The 23,742-nt window shown below is 39.9% G+C and carries 19 protein-coding genes and 1 pseudogene; 5 read left to right on the top strand and 15 right to left on the bottom strand.

All coding sequences use genetic code 11. The features are described from left to right. The first annotated feature begins 304 nt into the window (after positions 1 to 304). Positions 305 to 1,724, top strand: a pseudogene (locus tag NSQ44_RS08670) (LysM peptidoglycan-binding domain-containing protein). A gap of 163 nt (positions 1,725 to 1,887) precedes the next feature. Here NSQ44_RS08670 and NSQ44_RS08665 read toward each other — a convergent pair. The 5 genes from NSQ44_RS08665 to NSQ44_RS08645 form a co-directional block, all read right to left on the bottom strand. Further along, entirely contained in the window at positions 1,888 to 5,013 is a 3,126-nt protein-coding gene (locus NSQ44_RS08665) for an MMPL family transporter (protein ID WP_340856547.1), read from the bottom strand. Beyond that, a complete protein-coding gene (locus tag NSQ44_RS08660) occupies positions 5,010 to 5,462 on the bottom strand; it encodes a MarR family winged helix-turn-helix transcriptional regulator (protein WP_063389539.1) in 453 nt (150 codons plus the stop codon). The genes NSQ44_RS08665 and NSQ44_RS08660 overlap by 4 nt, the downstream gene beginning before the upstream one ends. A gap of 399 nt (positions 5,463 to 5,861) precedes the next feature. Continuing rightward, entirely contained in the window at positions 5,862 to 6,083 is a 222-nt protein-coding gene (locus tag NSQ44_RS08655) for a hypothetical protein (protein WP_340856544.1), read from the bottom strand. After that, positions 6,067 to 6,603 (bottom strand): RNA polymerase sigma factor, encoded by a 537-nt coding sequence (locus tag NSQ44_RS08650; protein ID WP_340856542.1) that lies wholly within the window; start codon positions 6,601 to 6,603, stop codon positions 6,067 to 6,069. The genes NSQ44_RS08655 and NSQ44_RS08650 overlap by 17 nt, the downstream gene beginning before the upstream one ends. Next, positions 6,587 to 6,964, bottom strand: coding sequence for a hypothetical protein (locus tag NSQ44_RS08645; RefSeq protein WP_063389541.1), 378 nt, complete (start codon positions 6,962 to 6,964; stop codon positions 6,587 to 6,589). The genes NSQ44_RS08650 and NSQ44_RS08645 overlap by 17 nt, the downstream gene beginning before the upstream one ends. Positions 6,965 to 7,351: 387 nt before the next feature. Between NSQ44_RS08645 and NSQ44_RS08640 the strand changes: the two genes are divergently transcribed. Next, entirely contained in the window at positions 7,352 to 8,059 is a 708-nt protein-coding gene (locus NSQ44_RS08640) for a DsbA family oxidoreductase (RefSeq protein ID WP_340856540.1), read from the top strand. Positions 8,060 to 8,620: 561 nt separating this feature from the next. Here NSQ44_RS08640 and NSQ44_RS08635 read toward each other — a convergent pair. Together NSQ44_RS08635 and NSQ44_RS08630 are read right to left on the bottom strand one after the other, a co-directional pair. Beyond that, positions 8,621 to 9,943: a hypothetical protein gene (locus tag NSQ44_RS08635; RefSeq protein ID WP_340856537.1), complete on the bottom strand. Its 1,323-nt coding sequence runs from the start codon at positions 9,941 to 9,943 to the stop codon at positions 8,621 to 8,623. Between the two features lie 82 nt (positions 9,944 to 10,025). After that, positions 10,026 to 10,628: a TetR/AcrR family transcriptional regulator gene (locus NSQ44_RS08630; protein WP_063389544.1), complete on the bottom strand. Its 603-nt coding sequence runs from the start codon at positions 10,626 to 10,628 to the stop codon at positions 10,026 to 10,028. Positions 10,629 to 10,712: 84 nt separating this feature from the next. Here NSQ44_RS08630 and NSQ44_RS08625 point away from each other — a divergent pair, with 84 nt between their 5' ends. Further along, positions 10,713 to 11,264, top strand: coding sequence for a hypothetical protein (locus NSQ44_RS08625; RefSeq protein WP_340856535.1), 552 nt, complete (start codon positions 10,713 to 10,715; stop codon positions 11,262 to 11,264). A gap of 126 nt (positions 11,265 to 11,390) precedes the next feature. On the opposite strand, the gene NSQ44_RS08620 is transcribed toward NSQ44_RS08625, so the two are convergent. The 4 genes from NSQ44_RS08620 to NSQ44_RS08605 are packed head-to-tail and all read right to left on the bottom strand — an operon-like array spanning position 11,391 to position 13,788. Continuing rightward, the gene (locus NSQ44_RS08620) at positions 11,391 to 11,639 is read right to left on the bottom strand and encodes a hypothetical protein (RefSeq protein WP_063389546.1); all 249 of its coding nucleotides are present in this window, start codon (positions 11,637 to 11,639) and stop codon (positions 11,391 to 11,393) included. Next, a complete protein-coding gene (locus NSQ44_RS08615; RefSeq protein WP_340858196.1) occupies positions 11,632 to 12,747 on the bottom strand; it encodes a radical SAM protein in 1,116 nt (371 codons plus the stop codon). The genes NSQ44_RS08620 and NSQ44_RS08615 overlap by 8 nt, the downstream gene beginning before the upstream one ends. Continuing rightward, on the bottom strand, positions 12,663 to 13,043 hold the full coding sequence (locus NSQ44_RS08610; RefSeq protein ID WP_340856533.1) for a hypothetical protein: 381 nt from the start codon (positions 13,041 to 13,043) through the stop codon (positions 12,663 to 12,665). Before NSQ44_RS08610 ends, NSQ44_RS08615 begins: the two co-directional genes overlap by 85 nt. Beyond that, on the bottom strand, positions 13,033 to 13,788 hold the full coding sequence (locus tag NSQ44_RS08605; protein ID WP_340856532.1) for a prolipoprotein diacylglyceryl transferase: 756 nt from the start codon (positions 13,786 to 13,788) through the stop codon (positions 13,033 to 13,035). The genes NSQ44_RS08610 and NSQ44_RS08605 overlap by 11 nt, the downstream gene beginning before the upstream one ends. Positions 13,789 to 14,362: 574 nt before the next feature. Here NSQ44_RS08605 and NSQ44_RS08600 point away from each other — a divergent pair. Then, positions 14,363 to 15,577: a Gfo/Idh/MocA family protein gene (locus NSQ44_RS08600; protein WP_340856531.1), complete on the top strand. Its 1,215-nt coding sequence runs from the start codon at positions 14,363 to 14,365 to the stop codon at positions 15,575 to 15,577. 129 nt (positions 15,578 to 15,706) lie between these two features. On the opposite strand, the gene NSQ44_RS08595 is transcribed toward NSQ44_RS08600, so the two are convergent. From NSQ44_RS08595 to NSQ44_RS08580, 4 genes are all read right to left on the bottom strand, one after another. After that, entirely contained in the window at positions 15,707 to 16,282 is a 576-nt protein-coding gene (locus NSQ44_RS08595) for a TetR/AcrR family transcriptional regulator (RefSeq protein ID WP_340856530.1), read from the bottom strand. 196 nt (positions 16,283 to 16,478) lie between these two features. Next, positions 16,479 to 18,272, bottom strand: coding sequence for a carbon starvation protein CstA (gene cstA / locus NSQ44_RS08590; protein WP_340856528.1), 1,794 nt, complete (start codon positions 18,270 to 18,272; stop codon positions 16,479 to 16,481). Positions 18,273 to 18,442: 170 nt separating this feature from the next. Further along, complete coding sequence (locus NSQ44_RS08585; RefSeq protein ID WP_340856527.1) at positions 18,443 to 19,174, bottom strand: LytR/AlgR family response regulator transcription factor; 732 nt, start codon at positions 19,172 to 19,174, stop codon at positions 18,443 to 18,445. Beyond that, the gene (locus tag NSQ44_RS08580; protein WP_340856526.1) at positions 19,171 to 20,922 is read right to left on the bottom strand and encodes a sensor histidine kinase; all 1,752 of its coding nucleotides are present in this window, start codon (positions 20,920 to 20,922) and stop codon (positions 19,171 to 19,173) included. Before NSQ44_RS08580 ends, NSQ44_RS08585 begins: the two co-directional genes overlap by 4 nt. A gap of 1,194 nt (positions 20,923 to 22,116) precedes the next feature. On the opposite strand from NSQ44_RS08580, the gene NSQ44_RS08575 reads away from it, so the two are divergent. Then, on the top strand, positions 22,117 to 23,649 hold the full coding sequence (locus NSQ44_RS08575; RefSeq protein WP_340856525.1) for an FAD-dependent oxidoreductase: 1,533 nt from the start codon (positions 22,117 to 22,119) through the stop codon (positions 23,647 to 23,649). Positions 23,650 to 23,742 lie beyond the last annotated feature (93 nt).

Raw genomic sequence — 23,742 nt, 5'->3', positions numbered from 1 at the left:
GTCTGAAAGTGCAAACCTGCCGTTCAGATGAGAATCAAACCCGTTAAATAATTTTCTATCACCCCCACAGAAAATGATGCTGTAAAGGAGGAGATGAAGACCGATCTATTTGTTTGATGAAGAGCACAACGTTTACAAGTATATTCGGTCTGATGATTCGTTCTATTATCCATTAACGACAATTTACTACACTTGTTATATGTAAAGACCTTAAAAAAATTATATTCAGCAAACTATTTTCTCTCATGTCATTTTCTAGATCAACCATTTTCAACATATATATAAACAAAAAAAGGAGGCACTTATGATCATTCATATTATACAAAGAGGAGAGACTTTATGGAACATAGCTGAACGCTGCGGTATCAGTCTTTCTGAAATTATTGCTGCAAACAGTCTGCCCGATCCTAATCGATTACTGATTGGCCAATCACTTGTGATTCCCATTGCTTTTCGTCAATATCGTCCGAGCAGGGGAAACATTATGGCAAATTGCCCAAAAATATGGAGTTGCCGTCGGGTCTATTGTTCAGGCTAACCATATTCGTGATCCTTCAAAAATTAATCCGGGAATAATTTTAAGCATTCCGCCTCGCATCCATACTGTGAAGCCTGGAGAGAATTTATCGCAAATTTCTCAAATTTACCGTATATCCGTACAGGAAATTGCCAAAGCCAATCGAATTCAAAATCCCGACCTTCTTTATCCGGGGACAAGATTAACGATTCCTTTTGTAAAACCAGTCATTGACGTAAATGCATTTACGAATCATGCAGGTGAAGAAGGAGGCAAAGAAGTTCGAGAAGCTGGCAGCTTTTTAACATACGTTTCTCCATTTGCCTACATCATCCGGGAAGACGGCGGACTCGATGCAATAAACGACACAGCGATTCTTCAAGCTGCTTTAACAGAACAAGTGATACCAATGATGAGCATAACAAATTTTACGTTCATGGACCCCAGGTCACGGCTGGCTCATGCCATCCTTTCAAATACGGAACTGCAAGATCGATTATTGACCACCATTATAAACACTATGAAAGAAAAAGGTTATCGTGGATTAAATATTGATTTTGAAAATGTATTTCCTGACGATCGTGAGTTATATAATCAATTTTTACAGCGCGCCGTTGACCGATTGCATAAAGAAGGATATTTTGTTTCGACCGCGCTCGCCCCTAAAACGAGCGCAGAACAAAAAGGAATATTATATGAGGCGCACGACTATGCCGCACACGGCAGAATTGCAGATTTTGTTATTTTAATGACATACGAATGGGGTTATAGGCTTGGACCTCCTCAGGCGATCTCTCCGCTTAATCAAATCAAACAAGTGCTAGATTATGCTGTAACCGTCATTCCAAGAAATAAAATTTTTATGGGCTTCCAAGTATATGCTCGTGACTGGCTCCTTCCCCATGTTCAAGGTCAGGAAGCAGAAACATTTGATATGCAAGAAGCGATTCGTTGAGCAGTTCAACATGGTGCTGTGATACAGTATGATCGAACATCTCAATCTCCGTTTTATCGGTATGTGGATGAACAAGGCCGTACGCATGAGGTCTGGTTTGAAGACGCGCGCAGCACCCGGGCAAAATTTGATGCGGTAAAGGATTACGGTTTACGGGGAATTAGTTATTGGGTACTTGGCTATCCGTTCCCGCAAAATTGGGTATTACTTGAAGACAATTTTCAAGTGCGGAAATTCCGTTCAATTCATTGATAGCAGAAGTCTCTCATAGCACAAATGAAAATAAGGGGGGTCTAATAAGTTGTTTTTACGGCTTATTGACGCCCCCATTAATGTGTTAGAAACGTTGATATATCGGTGTTTATGATTTTTTGTTTTCAATGGCGATTTGACTTTCTGGACAGCCCCTTCTCGCTTATTCCTCTTTCATAAACGGCCACCAGTTCGCTTTACCAAACATTTTGACCATCACCGGTACAAATAGCGGCAGTACAACAAGAGCATATAAAAATAATCCTGTTAAAACAATTGTGGCAATTTCGAGCAGCGACAGCACACCGGACGGAAGCATCGCCGCAAATGTTCCGCCTAAAATGACCGCGGCGGAAATAATGACCGTTCCCATATGACGCATAGCTGAAAGCATCGCTTCTGTGACAGGCAAATCTCTGTATTCGTTGAAGCGGTTCATAAGGAAGATGCTGTAATCTATGCCAAGCGCAATTAAAATGACAAATGAGAAAAATGGAACTGCCCAGTTCAAACCGTCGTATCCAAGAAGGCGAACGAAAATGACTTCTGACACCGCCATTGATGTGTAATACGTTAGAATAAGCGATAAAATTAAATAAATCGGCATGACAAACGAGCGCAGCAATGCAATTAATATAAGAGCAATCCCTATCAGCATCAATACAACTGTGCGGGAGTAGTCGTTTGCTGAAATCTCGTTCAAGTCGGAGTAAATGCTAGTAACTCCGTCATAGGCAATTTTCGCATTTTCAAGCTTCGTGTCTTTTACGGCAAACTCCACCGCTTGTTTGACCTCAGTAAGCTGATCCATCGCTGAAGTTGAATATGGATTTTTCTCGAAAACAACATCAATGGTTGTCACTTTGCCGTCATTCGATAAGTAAGCTTCTTTCGCATCCGCAAATTCTTTGCTTTCAAGCACTTCCTTCGGCATGTACCAGCCTGCCATTTCCTGATTTGAAGAAGAAAGACCCGATAAGTAATTTTCGGCAGAACCGAGACCGTCGGCTACTTGTTTTAGACCATCCACGCTTTTGTCAAGGCCTGAAATCAGCTGATTCATTTGTCCATCCAGCTGTGAAAAACCTTGCAGCAATTCCTCCTGTCCATTGTTGACTTGGCTTAAGCCGTTAGACAGCTCCGGCAATTTTGAAATGATGGTTTGCTGTCCAACCGCTGCTTTATTCAACCCTTTTTGCAGCTGATCAAGCCCGTTGATGAGCTCTCCCATTCCATTAACGAGCGCTTTTTGACCTGAAAGTAATTCAGAATATGAACGGTTCGCCTGCTCTATTCCATTTGTCACTCGCTGAAGCGCTCCGTTAATTTGCTGAAATCCGCTTCTCATTTGTTTTGCTTGTTCACTAAGCTGGGAAGCTGCCATTTTCACCTGTTGATACTCAGCATCCTGCTGAAGCTGCTGATGTCGTTGTTCGATGCGGTTTAAAGATTCACTCATGCCGGATAAATGTGTTGACAATTGACCGAGATGTGATTCCATCTGTTGATATTGTTTCAGCAATGAATATAGACTGCTTCCGGCTGTTTCGTATCCTTTCAAAAGCTGTTCTGCGCCGGATTGCAGCTTTTTCGCATTGTTTTGAACGGTCTCAAGCCCTTTCTTTATGTCACCGGCCCCTATTGATCCGCTCTCGATCCCCTGTTTAACTTGCGAAAGCCCTTTTTCAAGTTTACCTACGCCTTCTTTTAATTCATTTGTTCCGGAAACGAGCGCTTCAATACCGTCTGTAGCTTGTTTTAATTTCGGAGATGATGCAGAAAGCTCTTTGCTCGCTTCATTCAAACCGGAGCTGATTTGTTCAAGCCCTTCATTTCCCTGACCAATTCCGTCTTTCAGCGTTTTCGCCTGTTCTGTCACAAATAATTGGTCGATCTGTTCGCCTGTCGGTCTCGTTACTGAGCGGACCGTCTCGACACCTTCAACTTTTTCGATACTTCTGCTTATTTTTTCAATTAAAGCAAAATATTCCGTCCTATTCATGTTGTCATCATTTTTGATCACAATTTTTGTCGGCATCGCTTCGCCTGGGTTGAAGCTTTTCGAAATAATATTAAAAGCCTTGACAGAGTCGTAATCATCCCCGATTTCTTGAAGGGAATTAAACGACAGCTTGCCGTCATAGGAAAGCAGCACTGGGAGGGTAATGATTCCTACGATGATTAAAGAAACAAGCGGTCTGGTGAACGAAAAACGTCCTGCAAAGTCCCATAGCTTGCTCTGTTTATGTTCCAGATTTCCTTTAACTGGCCAGAACAACACCGGGCCAAGCACAGCCATGAAAAACGGAACAAGCGTCATAAGTGCTACCAGCAGGATGGCGACTCCGACAGCGACTGCCGCAGCCGATTGATAAAGCTTAAATGATGACAATCCGATCGCCGCAAAGCCGATCATAACGGCTAAACCGCTGAAAAACACAGTTTTTCCAGCCGTGCGATAGGTTGTTATAATCGCTTCAGTTCGGCTTTCTTGTTTGCCAAGCTCCTCTTTAAAGCGGCTTAGCAGTAAAATGCAATAATCTGTACCGATCCCGAACAAAATGGCGACCAAAAATGTTTGCGTAAAAGTGGACAATGGAAAATTCACCATTTCAACTAAAAAGGCGACAATTGACTGTGATGCCAAATATGTCATGCCGACTGTCAAGAGCGGCACAAATGGCGCTATAAGCGAGCGGAAAACGATCAGCAAGACGATCAAAATAAACACGACTGTTATGCCTTCTGTTTTTTTCACTCCTTCCTGCGAGCTGACAATAACGTCTTCATCGATGATCCAGCTGCCGGTATAATAATGCTCCAATGAAATATTATCGATCACTTTATAAAGAGCGGATGTCATTTCTTTTGCCGTTCTTCCGTCTCTTTCCATTTGTATTGACGTCAAGATGGTGGTTTTATCTTTTGAAACAAGCTGATCCTTTAACTCCTCTTGATGAAAAGGCGAAACAATTTCTGTAATCCGTAAATTCTCGCTGTTTTGTTCAAGCTGTTTTACAGCTTGTTCCGCTTCTTTCCAATCTTCCTTTGTCAGCCCGTCCTCATTATGCAGCACAAGGGCGACTGATATTAGATCTCCTGAATGCTCTTTGCCCTGAATTTCTTTTAAAATGTCATTCGCGATCGAAGAGGAATAACCTTCTGGAACCGTAATTTGCCCTTTTTCGCGCACAAGCTCCTCCATGTTTGGCGATGTAAAGAGCAAACCAATAACAGCGACAAGCCATAAAATGAGTACAAACCATTTTCCTTTCAGGATTACCCTCATGACTCAACCTCCAGTTCAAGCAATACGTTTGCCAATTTTTCATAGGTTTGAATAAACGATTCGATCTCGTCCTCCGAAAATTTTGTTATGAACGATCCTACAACTTTATGAACTCTCTCTTCTGTGCTTGCAAACAAATTGCTCCCTTTTTCAGTCAAAGCCAAATAAATGACCCTCCTGTCTTTTTCATCGCGAATTCGCTGAACAAATCCTTTCTCAACAAGCCGATTAATCATCGCTGTGATCGCGCTTTTGTTCACTCGAAAAACATTGGCTAGTTCTGTTGAAGTGCACCTTTCCTTTTGATGGATATAGCGCAAAAGATAGTGTTGTTCGTTTGTGATATCTGGATCAATTTCACATTTCACAAGTTCCTCCGCTCTTTTCGTCACAATGAACGAAACCTTAATATACCGTTCGATCAATTCATCTATTTTTTTTCGATCCATTGTCTGCCCCCTATTTTAAATAGTTCAACTATTTAACTATTAAATCATTTAACTATCTACCTGTCAATCAATTTGTATGAAAATTGGCAAACTTCCTCTTCTTCAAACGCGTGAAAGGTGCATTCCAATAAATGAAGGCTTCTCTAACGTGCTGAACGCTAGTTTCCATTCTCTAAAATATGTTCTTAGCATAGAAAAATGTTGTGTGAGCTAAGCTTTTATACTGTAAAAGATCCGCATCACTTAAGAGCAGATTCGACGAGCAGCAGTCAGGACTGTCCGTTGCACTCTCAATGCTTTCGTTATCGAACTGAGAAGCTCCTGTTTCAAGTGTCAGTTAAACGGCGAGCAATTCATGGAAAAAGGGATCAACCTGCAAAGATGATCCCATCCATCGGTTCACAAAATCATCCAAACCGAAACAGCTAGCGAAACAACAATTGGAATAACCTGAATACATACCATCCCTTTAAAGGTGATTCGTTCTTCAGGAATCGGAAATGAAGCCTTTTCACACAGCCAATTAGCAAGCTTCTCCATTTTTGACTTTTTCATTGGAAAATCCGGTATTTCCACTGTATATTTTTTTAATAATTTATCAATTTCACGATCCTTTTCCATCAGATTCGATCCCCCATTCTTTCCTCATTTTTTGAACCGCTTGATGCAGCCTTGATTTCACCGTGCCCAAAGGTATGTTTAAGATGCGCGCAATATCCTTTTTCGACAGATCATGATAATAAAACAATACGATAACGGCCCGCTGTTCGTTTGAAAGCGATTGAAGCATCCGCTCGACCTCCATTTTTTCATCGGAACGGGATATGGTGACAGGCTCTTTATATAAAAACGGAAGAAGACGGTGCCACCTTGCTCTCATTTTTATTTTGCTGATCATCGTATGATAAGCAATTTGAAAAAGATATGTCTTCAGCCTCCCTTTTTCAGGGGAAAAGTAATGCTTTTTTTGCTGCAGCTTCAAAAATGCATCTTGAACGACATCCATGCTAAGCTGGTCGTCCCGTGTACAACGGTAAATAAAGCGGAAAAGCGTTGCTCGATATCGTTCATAAAGCTCGTTCAAAGCTTCCGTATCACCGTTTTGAAATTTTTTCATCAGCTTTTCATCTGTTAAATTCATCTGACCACCGCTCTTTAATTCCTTTGAACACATACAGGATTCTTCCGATGAACCAAAGAAACGTCATTAAAGTAAACATAAACGATTGATGAAGGAAAAATTGAATGACAGGACTGTTAATGTTATCTCCCCTTATTAGAAAGATAAAGAGTCCTGTGAGGCAGCAAAATGAATAAATTGCGGATATAACCGTAATCGTATCCCAACGGGTCCAATAGAAATAAAGATCGGTTTTTTTAAAATCAATGTTTCCCCATCGATCCCGAACGACCTTTTTATTTAAAGAAGCGATCGAAACACCGAAAATCGTTCCGATGATTCCGCCTACAATTGAACTGATTACCCAGCCGGTTACAGGCATAATTGGCATCTCCTTTCCCATCATTCATTTGTTTATACAAATCGTGAAAGGAAAAAGTTCATTTTTCTTCGTAATTTTTTAATAAAAAGGCTTCAGGTTGATTTCATCTGTAATATTAACAAAATCGCTGTTAGTTTTAATGTTTCACTGGCCGTTTTACATGAAACGCTCCGGTTCCATTCCGTTGATCAACATTTTACATCTTCTTGCAGATAAATCTCACGCTTTTTTCGCAAACGTCATAGGTCCGAAACAGATTCAATCATTTTAATGTTTTATGAAAAATGAAGTTTTCCTGTTTCTTTCTGTCAAGTCGAAAAAGTTGAAGTTGTTTCTTTTCATTCGATACAATGGATGTGCGATTGATTGATAAAAGAAGGTGAAAACGTGAAAATTGAAATATGGTCTGATTATGTTTGCCCATTTTGCTATATCGGAAAGCGGCGGATGGAAAAAGCGCTTGAGCTGTTTCCGCACAAAGAGCAAGCGGAAATCGTGTTCCGCAGCTTTGAGCTTGATCCAACCGCCAAAAAACAGTACGATCTTTCCATCCATGAAATCATTGCTCAAAAATACGGCATTTCCGTTGAGGAAGCGAAGCGGGCAAATAACGATATTGCCAAACAGGCAGAGTCCGTCGGATTGACATTTCGCTTCGAGGAAATGAAGCCAACAAATACGTTCGATGCCCATCGATTAGCGAAATATGCGGATAAAAAAGGAAAAGGAAGAGAAATGCACGAACGGCTCTTTTATGCTTATTTCACTGAATCGAAATTAATCAGTGACCATCAAGTTTTAGTTGAACTCGCAGAAGAAATCGGCTTGGATGGCGACGAAGTCAAGCAAGTGCTTTCAAGCGGTCATTTGGAAGAGGAAGTTAGAAAGGATGAACAGGAAGCCTCACGTCTCGGTGTCAGAGGTGTGCCGTTTTTCGTCATCAACCGCAAATATGCCATTTCTGGGGCGCAGCCAACAGAAGTATTTTTGAAAAGCTTTCAAAAAATATGGGATGAAGAAAACTCTTCTTCGCCGCTCAAACCACTGGCAGCTGATGGCGGAGGACTATGCAACGATCAGAGCTGTGAAATGTAATTCGTTTTGACCGCAGGTGGACAGGAGGAACAACGGTCATCAATAACGACGTGTCCTCCTTTTGCATTTCTTTCAGTTCATGACATCTGTCAATTGCTCACATCGCAAAGTTTGTTTAATTTATTTACTTAAATTCGTTTGTTAACACATATAAAAGAACCGAATCGTCAGGTTATCAATGTTTACATCCTTTGTTACATTGACTAACCTTCCCAAGTTTTCTTTAGAGGAACAATTCTTACTTTACTCCTCAAACTATGAAATTTAGGCGGTGCGGCTGCTCATTATGTCTTCATAACGGTGATGAATCGTTTAACTATTTTTCTTGTTGATCTGCTATTCCTTTTTTCTTGAATGATGCAAAGACCTTTCCATTTTATTACACTTGCACCCGAAATAAAAAATCCACGTCAAAGTCCTAGAGGTAAAATACTGGGATTTTGACGTGGATCTCCATTTTCCCTTCAAATTTATGAATTTTTCATCCATCGCAACATTGTAAATGATTTCAAAGAACGGACTTTTTTCCATTTAATGTTTGATTATCCATTTTTTCATAAATTAAATTCTCGCTTCAAAAATGACCGCCTCTTGATCAAATTTCATATCCAATAGACCCTCTGTTTTATTTATAAAAGAGTTCCAATTGTTGATAAGATTATTGTAAGTAAATGGATAATACGCATGATGCGCCGACCAATCATTTTGAAAAAACATGTCCCAGTCGTTTTTTGAGGAATGATAACGGACAAGATCATTCCAATTCGCATCATTTGTTTTTTGTTCATATGAAACATAAGCAGACGGTATAATATGCAAAAAGACATGATCTATATTTTTTTCTTTTGCGTGCCTTCTCATACTTGAAATAATGTCATCGATGATTTTCGAATCAAGTATGGAATAAGCCCTTTTGCTCCGTCCATATGCTTCTTCCCTCTTTTCCTCCTGGAAGCGGTTGTATGATTCAATCGTTTTTTGGATATATGAATGGTATACATGCTCAAGGTTGCCGCGCATTTTTTCAGACAATGGTGTATGAAGCAATGCTTCCAACTTCATCCCTAATAATCCGAGTTCAATCCCGATTTGTTCTTCGCTTTTTGCAGCCGTATAGCCATGTTCTGTTCGGACCGCTTCTTGATAAAAGGACCCAGCCGCTTCAAAATCATATATTGTATAATGATCGCCGGTTTCTAAAGCGCTTTCATTCTGTAAAAATTGTTGGTGGAGGGCCTCCAACTTAAAAGTATGGTTGCCCCTTAACAGCTGTTCACCATCCGTTCTATCGATTGGGGCATAATCCTCATGCTTGCGTAAAAAAGATGTATATTGTTCGATGCGCTGTTCATAAGCTTTTAAAATATCGTTATACATCTCCTCTTTCACGTCTGGAAAACCATGCTTCACAAAAAAGCCGCCAACTGATTTTGAAAAAGAATCAGCTAACTGTTGGATGCTTTGTTGAAAAAAATGATCGAGTTTGTCGAGCCGCTCTTTTCGTTGTTCACCAAAAAAATTTTCTTCAATCCAGTTTTTTAAATAAACATATTCTGAAGCTAGATCATCAATTTTTTCACCTAGGCGGTCAAAACGCCCAAATCCTGCCCGCCCCCTTGCTTTCGCGTAGAACTTAGTTGATTTCCAAGGAACGATTAGAGCGTTTGACTTCCCCCTTTTTAACGTGATTGTTTTCAGAACAGATCCGTGTGCCAGCGCTTCCTTCCTCAAATCTTTTATGTTGTCCTTTTCTGATTGGGCCCCAAGATTGGATTCATATATTTTTTCGACAATAGACTGTTTTTTCTCATGTTCTTTCAATGATTGCTGCAGAGCAACAATAGGTGCAAAACTGAATTGATCTGTGTAATAAAGCTGAACCATTTTCCCACCTCCCTCTATAAACTTTCATTTTTTTGCGGATGCGAGTTTGTTTGATTTATATTCTTAGTTTCGACGGAAACCATTATAAAACCTCTTGTTTGCACAAAGATTTTAAGTGACTGTCCAAAATGGATTCGATCATCTCATTAGATAAATATTCCGGATGCATTAATCCATGAATGGCCAAGCCATCGATCAGCGCATACAGACGGTCCACCTCCAGCTCTACATTGATATTCGGCCGCGCAAGATCAAGTTTGACTAAAGTCTTGATGACCTGTTCAAATCCATAACGCATTTTAAGATATACTTCTTTGCTTAAAGGCTGAAGTTCCGGCTCCGAAAGAGCTTTCTGGGTAAAAGCAAACCATACCTCCATTTCTTTCTTTGTATCGTCTTCAAGCGGCAAAACCTCCCGGATCATCCTTTTCATTGCATCAAGCGGCGGCATAGAAAAATCAATTTCGTTAATTCGTTGACTCACCCTTTCCGACACCAATTTCATTGCAAATGACAGCAGTTCTGCTTGAGTTGAAAAATAATGTCTTAATGAACCAACGGAAACTCCTGCTTCTCTCGCAATATTGCGAACGGTTGCTTTTTCCATCCCGCCTTTCGCAATGACATTCCATGTCGCTACAGCAATTTTTTCTCTTTGTTTTACGTGATCCACTTTTTTCGGCATATTTTTATTATATCATGGTTGTTTTTTTAATACACTTGTATTAAATTTTTATTTAATACGTGTGTTTTAAAAAGGAGTGGAATCATGATCGGTTGGCTCATTGTCATATGCGAAATTTTGTTTTGGATATTTGTCGGCGCCGGATTATTCGCTAGATATATTCTAGGCTGGAAAAAATTCGGGTCGCTCCTTCTATTGTGTACGCCTCTTATCGATCTTGTTTTAATCATCGCAACGGTTATCGATTTGAAAGACGGTGCAACAGCTCATTTTGTACACGGATTGTCTGCTGTATATATTGGGGTTTCGGTTGCATTTGGCAAACGGATGATTCAGTGGGCGGATGAACAGTTTGCTTACCGATTTGCTGGAGGAAAGCGGCCAAATAAACGGCCTCAATTCGGAAAACAGCATGCTGCTTATGAACGGAAAGGCTGGTACCGCCACCTTCTAGCATGGATTATTGGGAATGCACTTCTCCTGTTCATGGTTCTTTTTGTCAACGATTTCCAGAAAACAGAAGCACTTTTATCATTTTCGGCAAAATGGACGTTCATCCTGTTTATCGATTTTTTATGGAGCTTCAGCTATACAATATGGCCGAAAAAAGAAGCGAAAGGGCATTATGAAAGTTAAAAATGTAATCCTATAATTTGACCATTTTCCCCTAGATTAGCGCTACAGAGCTTGTAGAGAAGGACAATATTTTTCTCTACAAGTTTTATTTACAGCTTTTTATACCATGTTTGTAAACTCTTTACGTTAGTACCATCCCATCATAAACACTCCGAAACATGCTGTATTCACTAAAAACGTAATCCCAGCTGCGATCAGTATTCCTTGAGCAATCGCTGTTTTTCTTTTCATTAAGGCGATCACCACTGCTGGAATGATATAAATCACCTGAACAAAACCGATAAAAAAGATCGTAATCGGAAAAATCAACAATAGCCCATGTAAAAGAAGCACAATACCGATGCCTTTCCAAATGTCTTTTGTATGCTCATTCATGCGCAGTCATCGCCATTTCTGTTTGAATTTCTTTCAGCCGGTTTTCAAGGCTGTCCCTATAAAACAAGTTATACGTGTCAAACGGAATGATGCGGCCGTCGTGATGTACAATATGTACACAGGATTTTTTAACTGAACGAACATCAAAGTTATAAGCATCTAAAAATTGCATAATAATTACACGAAACACATTGTTATAACTGATATTTTCCGGTATCGCTACTTTCGGCAGACAGCATAATAAATCTTTTAGTGACATCGCGGAAGAGCCGGGAGAATGATTTAAACTGAATAGCTCAAAAACTTTATGTTTCAATTGTTCATCCTGTTCAAATACGATCGTATTTTGATCTCCTTCAAGGAGAATATGCGGATCGATCATACCCGTCAGAGGCTTTACTTCCCCGTTTAACTTCAGCGCATACCCCATAGCCAAACAGTCAGGATGGCAAGGGACAGGAATAATATCGTCTGCTTGAAAAACCTCCGATTGCTCGATAATCATGCTGCGAACTTCGCTCAACGTTAATCGGTCAGTTGCAGGGTTAAAATTTTTTGTTCTTCCGGCAATTTGCACCGGCTGAAAGGTGACTCCCCTGACTGCCTGCTGCGAAAGACCGTATTTAATGATTTTTCCGACCTCCTGATCGTTTACACCCTTTTTTAACGTGACAACTAATGTTGTGGAAATGTTGTATTCATTTAAATGTTCTATTGCCTTCTCTCGGACTGCTCGCAAATCTACTCCGCGCAGATCGATTAACGCCTCTTTTTCAAAACTGTCAAACTGCAAATAAATTTCAAATCCGGGCATGTAGCGAGCCAGCTTTTCAGCAAATTTTTTGTCCTGGGCAATTTTAATTCCGTTTGTATTCACCATTATATGCTTAATTGGCTTCGATTTCGCCATTTCTAATATCTCGAAAAACTGTGGATGGATCGTTGGTTCACCGCCGCTGATTTGAACGATATCTGGTTCCCGCTCATTTTTCACAATCGCATCAAACATCTTCTCAATTTCCTCTAGTGGGCGCCATTTCTGTTTTTTCGGGGAAGACTCCGCATAACAGATCGGGCATTGCAAATTGCACTGATCCGTAACTTCCACCAATGCCAAGCAGCTGTGCTGCTCGTGATCCGGACATAAGCCGCAATCATACGGGCACCGTATTGAATGGAGGTATTCCAGCGATACGGCATTTCTGCACGCTTCAAAAATTCACGGCATTTTTTGTAATATTCGATATCGGTTGAGATCAATACTTTTTCTCTTCCATGATGACGGCAATGTTTTACTAAAAAAACTTGATCATTCTCAAATATGACTTTTGCTTCCGTTTTCCGCAAACATTTCGAACAAATGCTGTTCGTTAATTCATAGAAAATGTATGGTCTATTTGGCATACTGAAATTTCTCCCTTCTCTTTTTCCTTATAAGGAACAAATAGTACATCAATCCGACGAAAGCTGCTAACTGAATGTTGTTTAACCCAAAATACGGGTGAGGTGTCGGCTTGATAAAATCAATAAAAAAGCGAAACAGCAAATAGGAAACCATAAAAAACTGGAACAGAAACCCTTCCCACGGAGATGTTTTCTTTTTTCTTATGTATAGAACGAAAAAACCGATCAGCCATAAATAGACAATTTCATATATTTGAGTTGGATGTCTCGGCACGCCGTCTCCAAAATCAACACCCGTCACCCAAGTCGTTGGGGTGCCGTGCGTATGGTCTGAGAGGCCGGTGAAAAAACAGCCTATCCTGCCAATGCTCATGCCAATAATAAGCGGTAAGACAAAATCATCGCCTGTCGAGCGCTTCCAGCCGATTAGCTTTTTTGCGGTTTCAACTCCGATCAGTCCTCCCAGCAATCCACCGACGATCGTTTTCCCGGCCATTAAATAGTTGAGATTCGTCACATTTTTCAGCGTTTCAACAGGATTTTCAAGCCAATATAGGAGCTTTGATCCTAACGCAGCCCCGGCTATCGCACCGATCACGACCCACATCGCCTTATCAAGTGGAATTCTTTCTTTATTTCTCGTATGCAAGTAAACTCTGAAACCGGCAAAATAAGCCAAAGTCTCAAAAAATAAATGCGGATGAATCGAAACAGGACCCAAATGTATATAAACAGGAAAATCCATTTTACACCTCTTTTTGCAAAACCTTACTTTCATCATATCAAAAAATATGAATTTATTGTTTTAATATTTTAAACATTACAAAAAAATTTCGTTGCAGCAGTTATATTTTTTCCCCGTCTCAACTAAACTAATGGAAGCACCGGCAAATATTTTCGAAAGCTGATTTTTGTTGAACAAGCTTAGCATCAATAAGTGATTCCAAGCTGTCCGCATCAGCCCATTTACAGAAAAGCTATATTTTCTAATGTTTATAATCAAGGCAGATTGGATTTTTCCGGAAGCAACTCCCGAATTTCCTTTGAATCATGATGGCAATCGCTTTTGCATACAAATAAATAATTAAAAGTTATTTGTTAGGAATCGTTGTTTGAGCAGGTTTCCTAGATTTGATTCAACGATCATCCTGTCATTTCCTTGCTCTCATTCATGCAAATCTTTCAAACTTTTTTTACACTTGACAGAATCGGTTTTGAAAAATATACATCCTACTAATTGTGCAATTCAAAATTTACGAGACTATATTTTCGTTTATAATGAAGTTGTCAAATTCCATAACGTAAAGGGGGAAAACACCATGTCTGGCAAGATGAAGACTTACCGAGTGGGGATCGCAGGTGCGGGCGCTTTTGCCACTTTTTTGTCCGGTGCGCTTGCACGGCTGCCTGAATTTCAATTGACAGCTGTCGCAGGAAGGACGGATACAAAACGGGAGAGCGTGATGGCTGCTTACAAAAAACAGAGACATAATGCGATAACGCCAAAAGAATATTATGAGGCAGCCGACCTTATAGCCGATCCTGAAATCGATATTGTCATTTTAGCAACACCGCCCCATCTTCACTCCTCACTTAGTCGACTGGCTTTAACACACACAAAGCATGTCTTGTTAGAAAAACCTGGTGCCCTTTATGCCAAGGAACTTTTGGAAAATGCGAACTATGCAAAAAAACAAAAGCGTGCATTCGCCGTGAACCTTGTATTGCGTTACAATCCGCTAGTAGAAGCTGTTGAATGGATCGTCCGCCATCGGCTGCTTGGATTCGTGCATCATGCAAGTCTCACCAACTCGGCTCATCACGTCGCCAATGGCCATTGGTTTTGGAATGATCAACTAAGCGGAGGCATTTTTATTGAACATGGAGTTCATTTTTTTGAGGTCGGTCGCCACATACTCGGAGAAGCGGTCGATGCGAACGGTTTTGCTCTGACGGAGGAAAACGGTGAAAAACAGCGTGTTTGGGCGAGCGTTCTTCATAAACCAGTTTATCAACAAGACGAAAAAAGTTCGGAAAACAACCTATATTCTTTAGTTCCTGTTCAATATTACCACGGCTTTACGATGGATCCTGACGCACCGGAATCGACAAAATGGGAAATTCATTGCACTCATGGACGGATTGTACTTGAAGGATGGATTCCCCAAAAATTATATTTAGAGGGCAAAATCTCAAAAGAACAGGGCGAGCTGATCGATCAAATACTAGACAGCATACCGAAAAAACCGGTAGAAAACGCTGTTGAAAAAGTACGCTCTTCAGCCTTTCATTGTTTCAAAAATAAATCGTTCCCGCTTAAAGCACTATCCAGCATTTCATACGAACGGACAATCAAATTGGAGCAGCGGCAATTGTGGTATGAGGCAATGGTCCAAGACCGTTTCCTTGATTTTTGCCGAATCATTGAAGAAGAAGGATGGGAAGGATTTGTTACAGCTGAAGACGCCGTGAAAGACTTAGAACTGGCAAATCGTGTAACGTTTAATAAAACGGAGCAGCCGCTAACCGAATAAATTGGTTAGCGGCTTTAAATAGCATTTTATCCAATGGAAAACGACTGATCTAATCTCATTTTTTTATTTCGCATATACACTAATGCGAAATGATGTTAACGTCATTCCAGCACCTTTCATGTTCCCCTTTTAATTTTTATTCAAAATCCCCTCTAAGAACAAAAGGGACACTTGGTCCGCAAGTTCATTTTCTGTTTTTTCTCCTGTCATTACATATCGTTCAATGATGTGCTCGATCACTGAGAGAAATGCTTCACCGGCAAATTGAGTGTCAATTTCCGTTTTAACAATTCCAAGTCTTTGATTGTTGCTCATATTTGCTGCTATTTTTTCAACAATGATGCTTCGTAAACGATCATCTTTGTTCTCCCTGAGTGCAACTTTCGTTAAGTGAGGATTTTTTCCGAGAAACTTCAGAATGTCAACGATTGTCTCACGGACATGGTCTTTCACTTGCTCCGGTTGTATATCAGCCACTTTTTTTCCTGCATCACTAAAATGAATTAACTGCTTTTCAAAATCTTCAAGCATTTGTTCGAAAATTTCTTCCTTGCTGTTGAAATAAAGATAAAAAGCTGCCTGCGTGAGCCCTGCTTTTGCCACAATATCGCTGATCTTTGTAGCATGAAAACCTTTATGAGCGAACAGCTCCGCAGCAGCTTGAAATATTTTCTTTTTGCTCTCTTCTCCTTTATTTCTCGCCATAAAAATCACCCTTTTTTATACAACTAACTAATTAGTTAGTTGTTATTGTACATGATATTGCTTTTACGATCCATTACTTCCATTAAGTTTTTTTGCCATCGTTTGATCATTTCTCCTCCTCTGTCGCCACCGCTGTTGTGATGCTTAAACAAATAAAGAGCGGCATCAACAAATGAGCCGCCCAATTACCCTTGTGTCAGGCTGATTTAGCCTCCATTTGAAAGCCCGGATCATTCCATATTTCAATCCATTTTTTCAATGCCGTTGCCAAGATGACAATACCAAGAACGAGCATAATGATGGATAAAATTCCGTTTAATACGTTGTAGCCTGCAGCTTCCGGATTCAAATAAACATTTACGGTCATCCAGTAGCCAGCATAGTTTACTGTAGCAAATAAATAAGCTAACGGAATGAGGCAAGTAAGCATATATCTTCGTTTATCGGCAATTTTTAAAATGACTGTCGCACCGACAATCAGTCCGATGGATGCCATCAGCTGGTTCGATACGCCAAACAATGCCCAAACCGATCCAATATCTCCTGAGTAAAGCAGGTACCCCCACATAAAACAGGCTAAAGCGCTTGCAAATACGGAAGCCGGAACGGAATCTACCTTTTTTAATGGTTTATACACTTCACCGAAGAAATCTTGAATTAAATAACGTGCTACACGTGTTCCTGCATCAATCGCAGTTAAAATGAAAACAGCCTCAAACATTATAACAAATTGGAAAAAATACGAAGCCAAATTCTCAAACCATGGAATCGCAGTAAAAATATAAGTCATTCCAACTGCAAGTGTAACCGCTCCACCTGTTCTTCCTTCCAAATTTAAACCTATTTCCTGGCTTAAAGCTGGTAAATTAATAACATCCATTCCAAGTGTCCGGAATACTTCCGGCGCGGAATTGATCGCAAAATAATCTGCCGGATGAAGAGCTGTTGCAGCGATCAGCGCCATGATGCCGACCAAACATTCCACCAACATGGCTCCAAAGCCGACAACTTTTATATCGCTCCACTTATTAAGCATTTTCGGCGTTGTACCCGATCCGACAAAAGCGTGAAATCCTGAAATCGCACCGCATGCAATTGTAATCGATATAAACGGCCAAACAGGTCCAGCTAAAATCGGCCCTCCGCCGTGGATAAATTCAGTAAAGGCCGGCATTTCAATAGAAGGATTAATGATAAAAACACCAATGATCAGCGCAATGAACACACCGATTTTCATAAAGCTGCTCAAATAATCACGAGGAGCAAGCAGCAGCCAAACCGGCAAAGCCGCAGCAAAAAATGCATAGATTGGTAAAATAAGCGCCAAAGTTTTAGTATCGAATGTCAACCAATCCCCAAGAGCTGTTTCTTGTATGGAAGGTCCTGCGAAAACACCTATCATTAATAAAATAAAGCCAACTGTTGAAGCTAATTTTAAATTGCCTGTTTTCTTATAGAAAATTCCGACTCCCATAGCAATAGGAATGGTGATTCCGACTGCAAACGTGCCCCAAGGGTTTTTTTCCAATGCATGAAGAACAACCATGGAAAGACCAGCCATTGTTATGGTAATAATGAACAGCATGGCAAGTCCTGTACAAAAGCCGGCTACCGGACCTAATTCTTCTTTTGCTACTTCCGATAATGATTTCCCTTTTTGCCGCATGGAAGCAAATAAAACGACTGCATCATGGACGGCCCCTCCAATTACGGCACCAATCAAAAGCCACAGCAGACTGGGCAAATATCCAAATTGTGCAGCCAGGATCGGTCCGACGAGCGGTCCTGCTGCAGCAATAGCGGCAAAGTGATGCCCGAAGCTTACCCATTTATTCGACGGAACATAATCCTTTCCATCATTTAATTCGTGAGCTGGTGTCGGTTTTGAATCATCCAGCTTCAACACTTTTACAGCCATAAATGTTCCGTAAAGACGGTAGGCGATCATTAAAATACACATTGAGGCAATCACGATTGTAATCGCATTCATTTTTTTGCAAACTCCCCTTTGTTCTTGCTTTTTACATTCATTGTATTAAATAAACATCTTCATGATCGGTTTTCAAAACAAAATGCAAGAATCCGGGGATAAATCGTCAATTTCTTAAATTGAATTGCAACAATTTTGTCACAAATATTGCTTAAAGCTTTCAGCTTTTTTTAAATGCCCAATCGCTTTTTCAGTTCCTTCGTATAAGTTCTGCTGACCGGGATCGATTCGCCATTTTTCATGATTACATGATACGTGGAGTTGAACCACGGCTGAATTTCAACTATTTCATTCAAGTTGACTAAATAAGCTCTATGAACACGCATGATATGCGTTTGCTGCAGCTTTCTTTCAAAAGTGACAAGCGATTCTTTAACTTCATATTTTTGATCGCGGCAAGTGATAATGGTTTTTCCGTCATTAAACTCAATATAAAGAATATCTTTCACGTTAATAAGCAGAATGCGGTCGTCTAATGACACAGGAATCTTTTCATCCTGCATTTGAAAATATTGCGGTCTTTTTTCTTGGCGGGCTTCCAGCCGCTTTGAAATTTTTTCAATTGTATGAAATATCCTTTCTTCATCAAACGGCTTCAAAATGTAATCAACCGCATTCAGATCAAATGCTTTCAAAGCGTACTCATCATAAGCGGTTGCAAAAACAATCTCAGGTCTATGATCAATCTCCATTAGCTTTTCAGCAAGTCTAATCCCTTGTTCATGAGATGACAGCTGTATATCGAGAAAGATCACATCCATGTCGGTCTGGCGGATTTTTTCAATCGCTTCATCCATTTGTTCCGCTTCCCCAACAATCTCTACCTGCTTGCTCCTTTTAAGCAAGTAAATAAGTTCGTCTCTTGCCAACGGTTCATCCTCCACGATAAAAGCCTTGATCATACGGCTACTTCTCCTTTCATTTCTAATGGAAACTTAATCGTCACTTTCGTTCCATTTTCATCGCTTTTAATATGGAAGGCTCCGGCGGAACCATAAATTTCTTCTATTCGTTTTTTTATATTCCAAAGAGCTGTTCCTGTTCCATCATTCGATTGAACGGTCTGATTTCCCAATTGACGCAATAAATGATCAGGAATGCCGCTGCCATTATCTTCGGTGATTAAGATCATTTGATCATTTTTTGCATACGCCTGAATGGACACTTTCCCATGCTCCTTATTGGCAAAAGCGTGCTTGATGGCGTTTTCGACGAGAGGCTGAAGCGTAAACGGCGGAACCATTACTTTCTTTAAGCTTTGGTCAATATCAAAACTTACATGATATTTATCAGGAAATCTTGTCTGCTCAATAGATAAGTACGCTTCAACATGCTCAAGCTCTTTTTCAAGCGGAATGACAAATTGTCTAGCTCCCTGTAAATTACTTCGGAAGAACACGCTTAATTTTAAAAGAAGCTTTCTAGCTTTATCCGCATCAGTTCTGATCAAGCTGGAAATCGTGTTTAACGAATTGAACAGGAAATGCGGATTAATTTGCGCCTGCAAAGCTTTAATTTCTGCATCTTTCAGCAGTTTTCTCTGCAGTTCTGCATCAGCAAGCTCCAATTGGGTAGAAAACAGCTTGCTAAGTCCTTCCGCCAGCTCTTGCTCCACTTTATCCATAAGATTCGGGTCTAAAAAATAAAGCTTTAACGTGCCAACCGTTTGGTTGTGTACTTGAAGCGGCATAACAATCGCTGACTGAAGCGGACAATCAGAATTTGGGCATTGGATTTCCTCCTTCGATTTTGCTTTAATGATTTTACCCTGCTCTAAAACCTTTTTTGTCAGCTTTGTTACTAAAGTTTGCCCCTGCTTATGATGATCAGAACCGGCACCGATATGAGCGAGGACAATTTCCCGATTGGTAATGGAAATGGCATCTGCTTTCGTCCATTTTAAAATAATTTCCGCTACTTTTTTACACGAATGCTCATTTAAGCCTTTTCGGAAAAATGGCAAGGTCTGCTGCGCGATGTAAAAAGATTTATGTGTTTGAAGCGCCTTCGTCCGCTCTTCCTCCACTAGAATCGAATGAATAATTAAAATAAAAATAAGAGTCCCAAATCCGTTAATCGTAATCATCGGAAGAGCGATTAATTCTACAAGCTTAACTGCGGATTCAAACGGGCGGGCAAGTAAGAGAATAAGTCCCATTTGAGTACATTCCATAAAAATTCCGGTCAAAACAGCTTTCCAAGGTGAAAAATTGTCTTTTATTCTAAAACGCTTCCAAAGGAAACCGGTCACGAATCCAGCCAAAATAGTAGATGCTCCGCAAGCAAACGCGGTAAATCCTCCTAATGTCATCCGATGAAGTCCTGCTACTAAACCAGTGCCGATGCCGACGAATGGACCGCCAAGCAATCCCCCAATCACTACTCCCATAATTCTTGTATTGGCAATTGCGGCATCTCCATCCACTTCTATTTGCCATGTTTGTGAGCTGATATTGCCTTGAGCAATTTCGACACCAGTATAATTACTAATAATGCCAAAAGATCCAAATACGGCAATCAGCATTAGCTTTTCGCTTAATCCATGCTCATGATGAATCATTCGCCGAAATGCCTTCATCCTTGATAACAAAAAAGCTAAAATGACTAAAATTCCCACTCGCTCCAGCATTAAAGGCATTAAATCAAACAAGACAGACACACTCCTTTACACCGATATTCCAGCTTTTGTTCGCTCGCGGTGTCAATATTCATTGTACCTATTAAAGGGTGCTGAATAAAGTTTAATGTTCACAATGGTTATCATTACTATTACATTTTAAGCTTCTCAAAATGGATTTTTAGGCAGTACTCATTATAATATGGGTGTTATACTGAAAGTCGCACAGTTGCTTAGAGCGGGTGGAGATGCGGTATTTGATGCGGCAAGACATTTTAACATAATAGACGCAGCTACTGCCAGAACGTTTAAAAATAATAGTAAAAAATCGGAATTTGGTTAACGCAATTTGAAAATGCTGGTTCAGATGCAGCTGCTATGGTTAGAACAAGACTTCCAGTTTACTTAAAAAAGAATACTAGAATGAGTAAAACTACCGCTGAGAACATTGCAATAGCTGTAAGCTGGGCTATTCGTATGGCAGATGTCTTATTCTTTTAGGAGTGATACTTGTGGGGATTTTAGCTGTAAGTGAATGGATGAAAAAAATGGTTTACATAAAGATGATATACATTTTATCGAAACAATTTTGACTTTTGCTTCAACATTATAAAACCCAGTGGCTGAGAGTGAAGAATCAATAACAAAGTCAATAATAAAATAAATAGCCTTTTCACTGAAAGAAAGGTGAAAATTAATAGAAAGGGCACTTATATCAAGATTTTAAAAATATATTAAATGAAAATAAAATATTCATAAACCTAAGTGAATTATTGAGTAGATACCATTCTCAAGGAATTTGCAAGGATTTATGTGAAAAATTACTTAAAGAATACAATGATAATAAAAATGTATAATTTTAGTTATTTCGGTTGTAGTCATATAATAACTATTCGAGTGCTCTTCGTAAAAAAACTTATGCTTTAATGTTTGTCCATTATAATTTATATTGTCTAATTAAGGAAAAAGCCTAATTTCTCATCATTTAAAATGAGAGAATTAGGCTTTTTATTTCGGAATTTACTTAGTGTTCTAAATCTGCATTTTCCTACAGCAACCCTAAGTAGAAGCAAGGAATGATTGGGATCAGCAAAAAACTTATTTCTTTGAAACGTAGCATATCTTAATTGAAATAAAAAGGTCGCTCAAAATTATCAGATGCACATAACAACCCAAATATTAGGAAAAGATAAAAGCATCATCAGTTCTAATAGGAGGAACTTTTTTATGAAAGAAGCTGTTAGTAAAAATGAACTTCCTCAGCTTTCAAAACCGTTTTGGCCAGATTCTGTTCAGCTGCCCTCCTTCAACAAGCTTGACAAAGATATTTTTGTTGATGTAGCGATTGTAGGCGGCGGGATCGCAGGCATCACAAGCGCCTATCTGCTTGCGAAAGAAGGAATCAAAACCGCGCTGATCGAATCGGATCGTATTTTAAATGGTACGACCGGGCATACAACCGCAAAAGTCACCGCACAACACGGGCTGATTTATGATGAATTTATACAGCACTTTGGGGAAAGCAATGCAAAGCTATATTATGAAGCAGCCAGCGATGCGATGGAGTTTATCAAACAAACGATACAGGAGCACAACATCGAATGCGATTGGAAAGAAGAGGATACATATGTTTATACGAATTCAGAGCAATACATAAAAAAAATCGAAAACGAATATAAAGCATATGAAAAGCTTGGAATTCAAGGAGAGCTTGTGGAAAATATCCCTGTTCCCGTACAGGCAAAAACAGCAGTTGTGATGAAAAATCAAGCCCAATTTCATCCGTTAAAATATTTGCAAAAGCTTGTGGAAAACGCGTCGGAAAAAGGGATAGACATCTATGAGAATACAGCAGCTGTCGATATAAAACATGGCCCACACCCGAAAATTTTGACAAAAGACGGTTATCACATTTTGTGCAACTTTGTATTCATTTGTTCGCATTTTCCTTTCTATGATGCCGCCTTTTATTTTTCAAGAATGTATGCGGAAAGATCGTATATTATTGCTGTCAAAACAAAAATTGAGTATCCCGGCGGCATGTACATCAGCGCCGAAAATCCGGTTCGGTCGCTTCGGTCCGTCACGATCAATGGAGAAAATCTTGTGCTGATCGCAGGTGAAAATCATAAAACTGGACAAGGAATCCCGATGATTCAGCATTACGAATCCCTTCAAGCTTTTGGCGATCAAGCATTCGGCATACAAAAAATTCCTTACCGATGGTCTACTCAAGACTTAACAACGTTGGATAAAATTCCTTATATTGGACATATAAACGAACAGAAAGCAAATATCCTGTTTGCGACAGGGTTTCGAAAATGGGGAATGACAAACGGCACAGCCGCCGCACGACTGCTTGTCGATATAATTAAAGGGAAGGAAAACCGATATCGCGAGCTTTTTACTCCAGCAAGATTTCAAGCAGATCCAAGCGTGAAGCAGTTTATTTCAACGAATACGGATGTTGCAAAGCATTTGATTGAAGGAAAGCTTGAGTTTGCTCTAAGAAAGCCGGAAGATTTAGCCCCTGATGAAGGAGCAGTCGTTTCCTATAACGGAAAAAGAGCCGGTGCCTACAAAGATGAAAATGGCAGCCTCCACATTGTAGATACTACCTGCACCCATTTAGGCTGTGAATTAGAATGGAACAGCGGCGAGAAAACATGGGATTGTCCATGCCATGGTTCGAGATTTTCAATAGACGGCGATGTTGTAGAAGGTCCGGCACTCAAATCAATTAAGAAATTAAAGGGGTGACTGCATCGCTTCCAAGTCCAAAAAATGAAAAATAAAAGGGAGAAAGACTTGTTGAACAAAAACAATCCTTTCTCCCCTTTTTATTGAAACGTC

The sequence above is a fragment of the Aeribacillus sp. FSL M8-0254 genome (assembly GCF_038008845.1).
Classification (GTDB): domain Bacteria; phylum Bacillota; class Bacilli; order Bacillales; family Aeribacillaceae; genus Aeribacillus; species Aeribacillus composti.
Note: the sequence above shows the minus strand (reverse complement) of the source record. Positions and strands in the feature narration are given on the sequence as shown.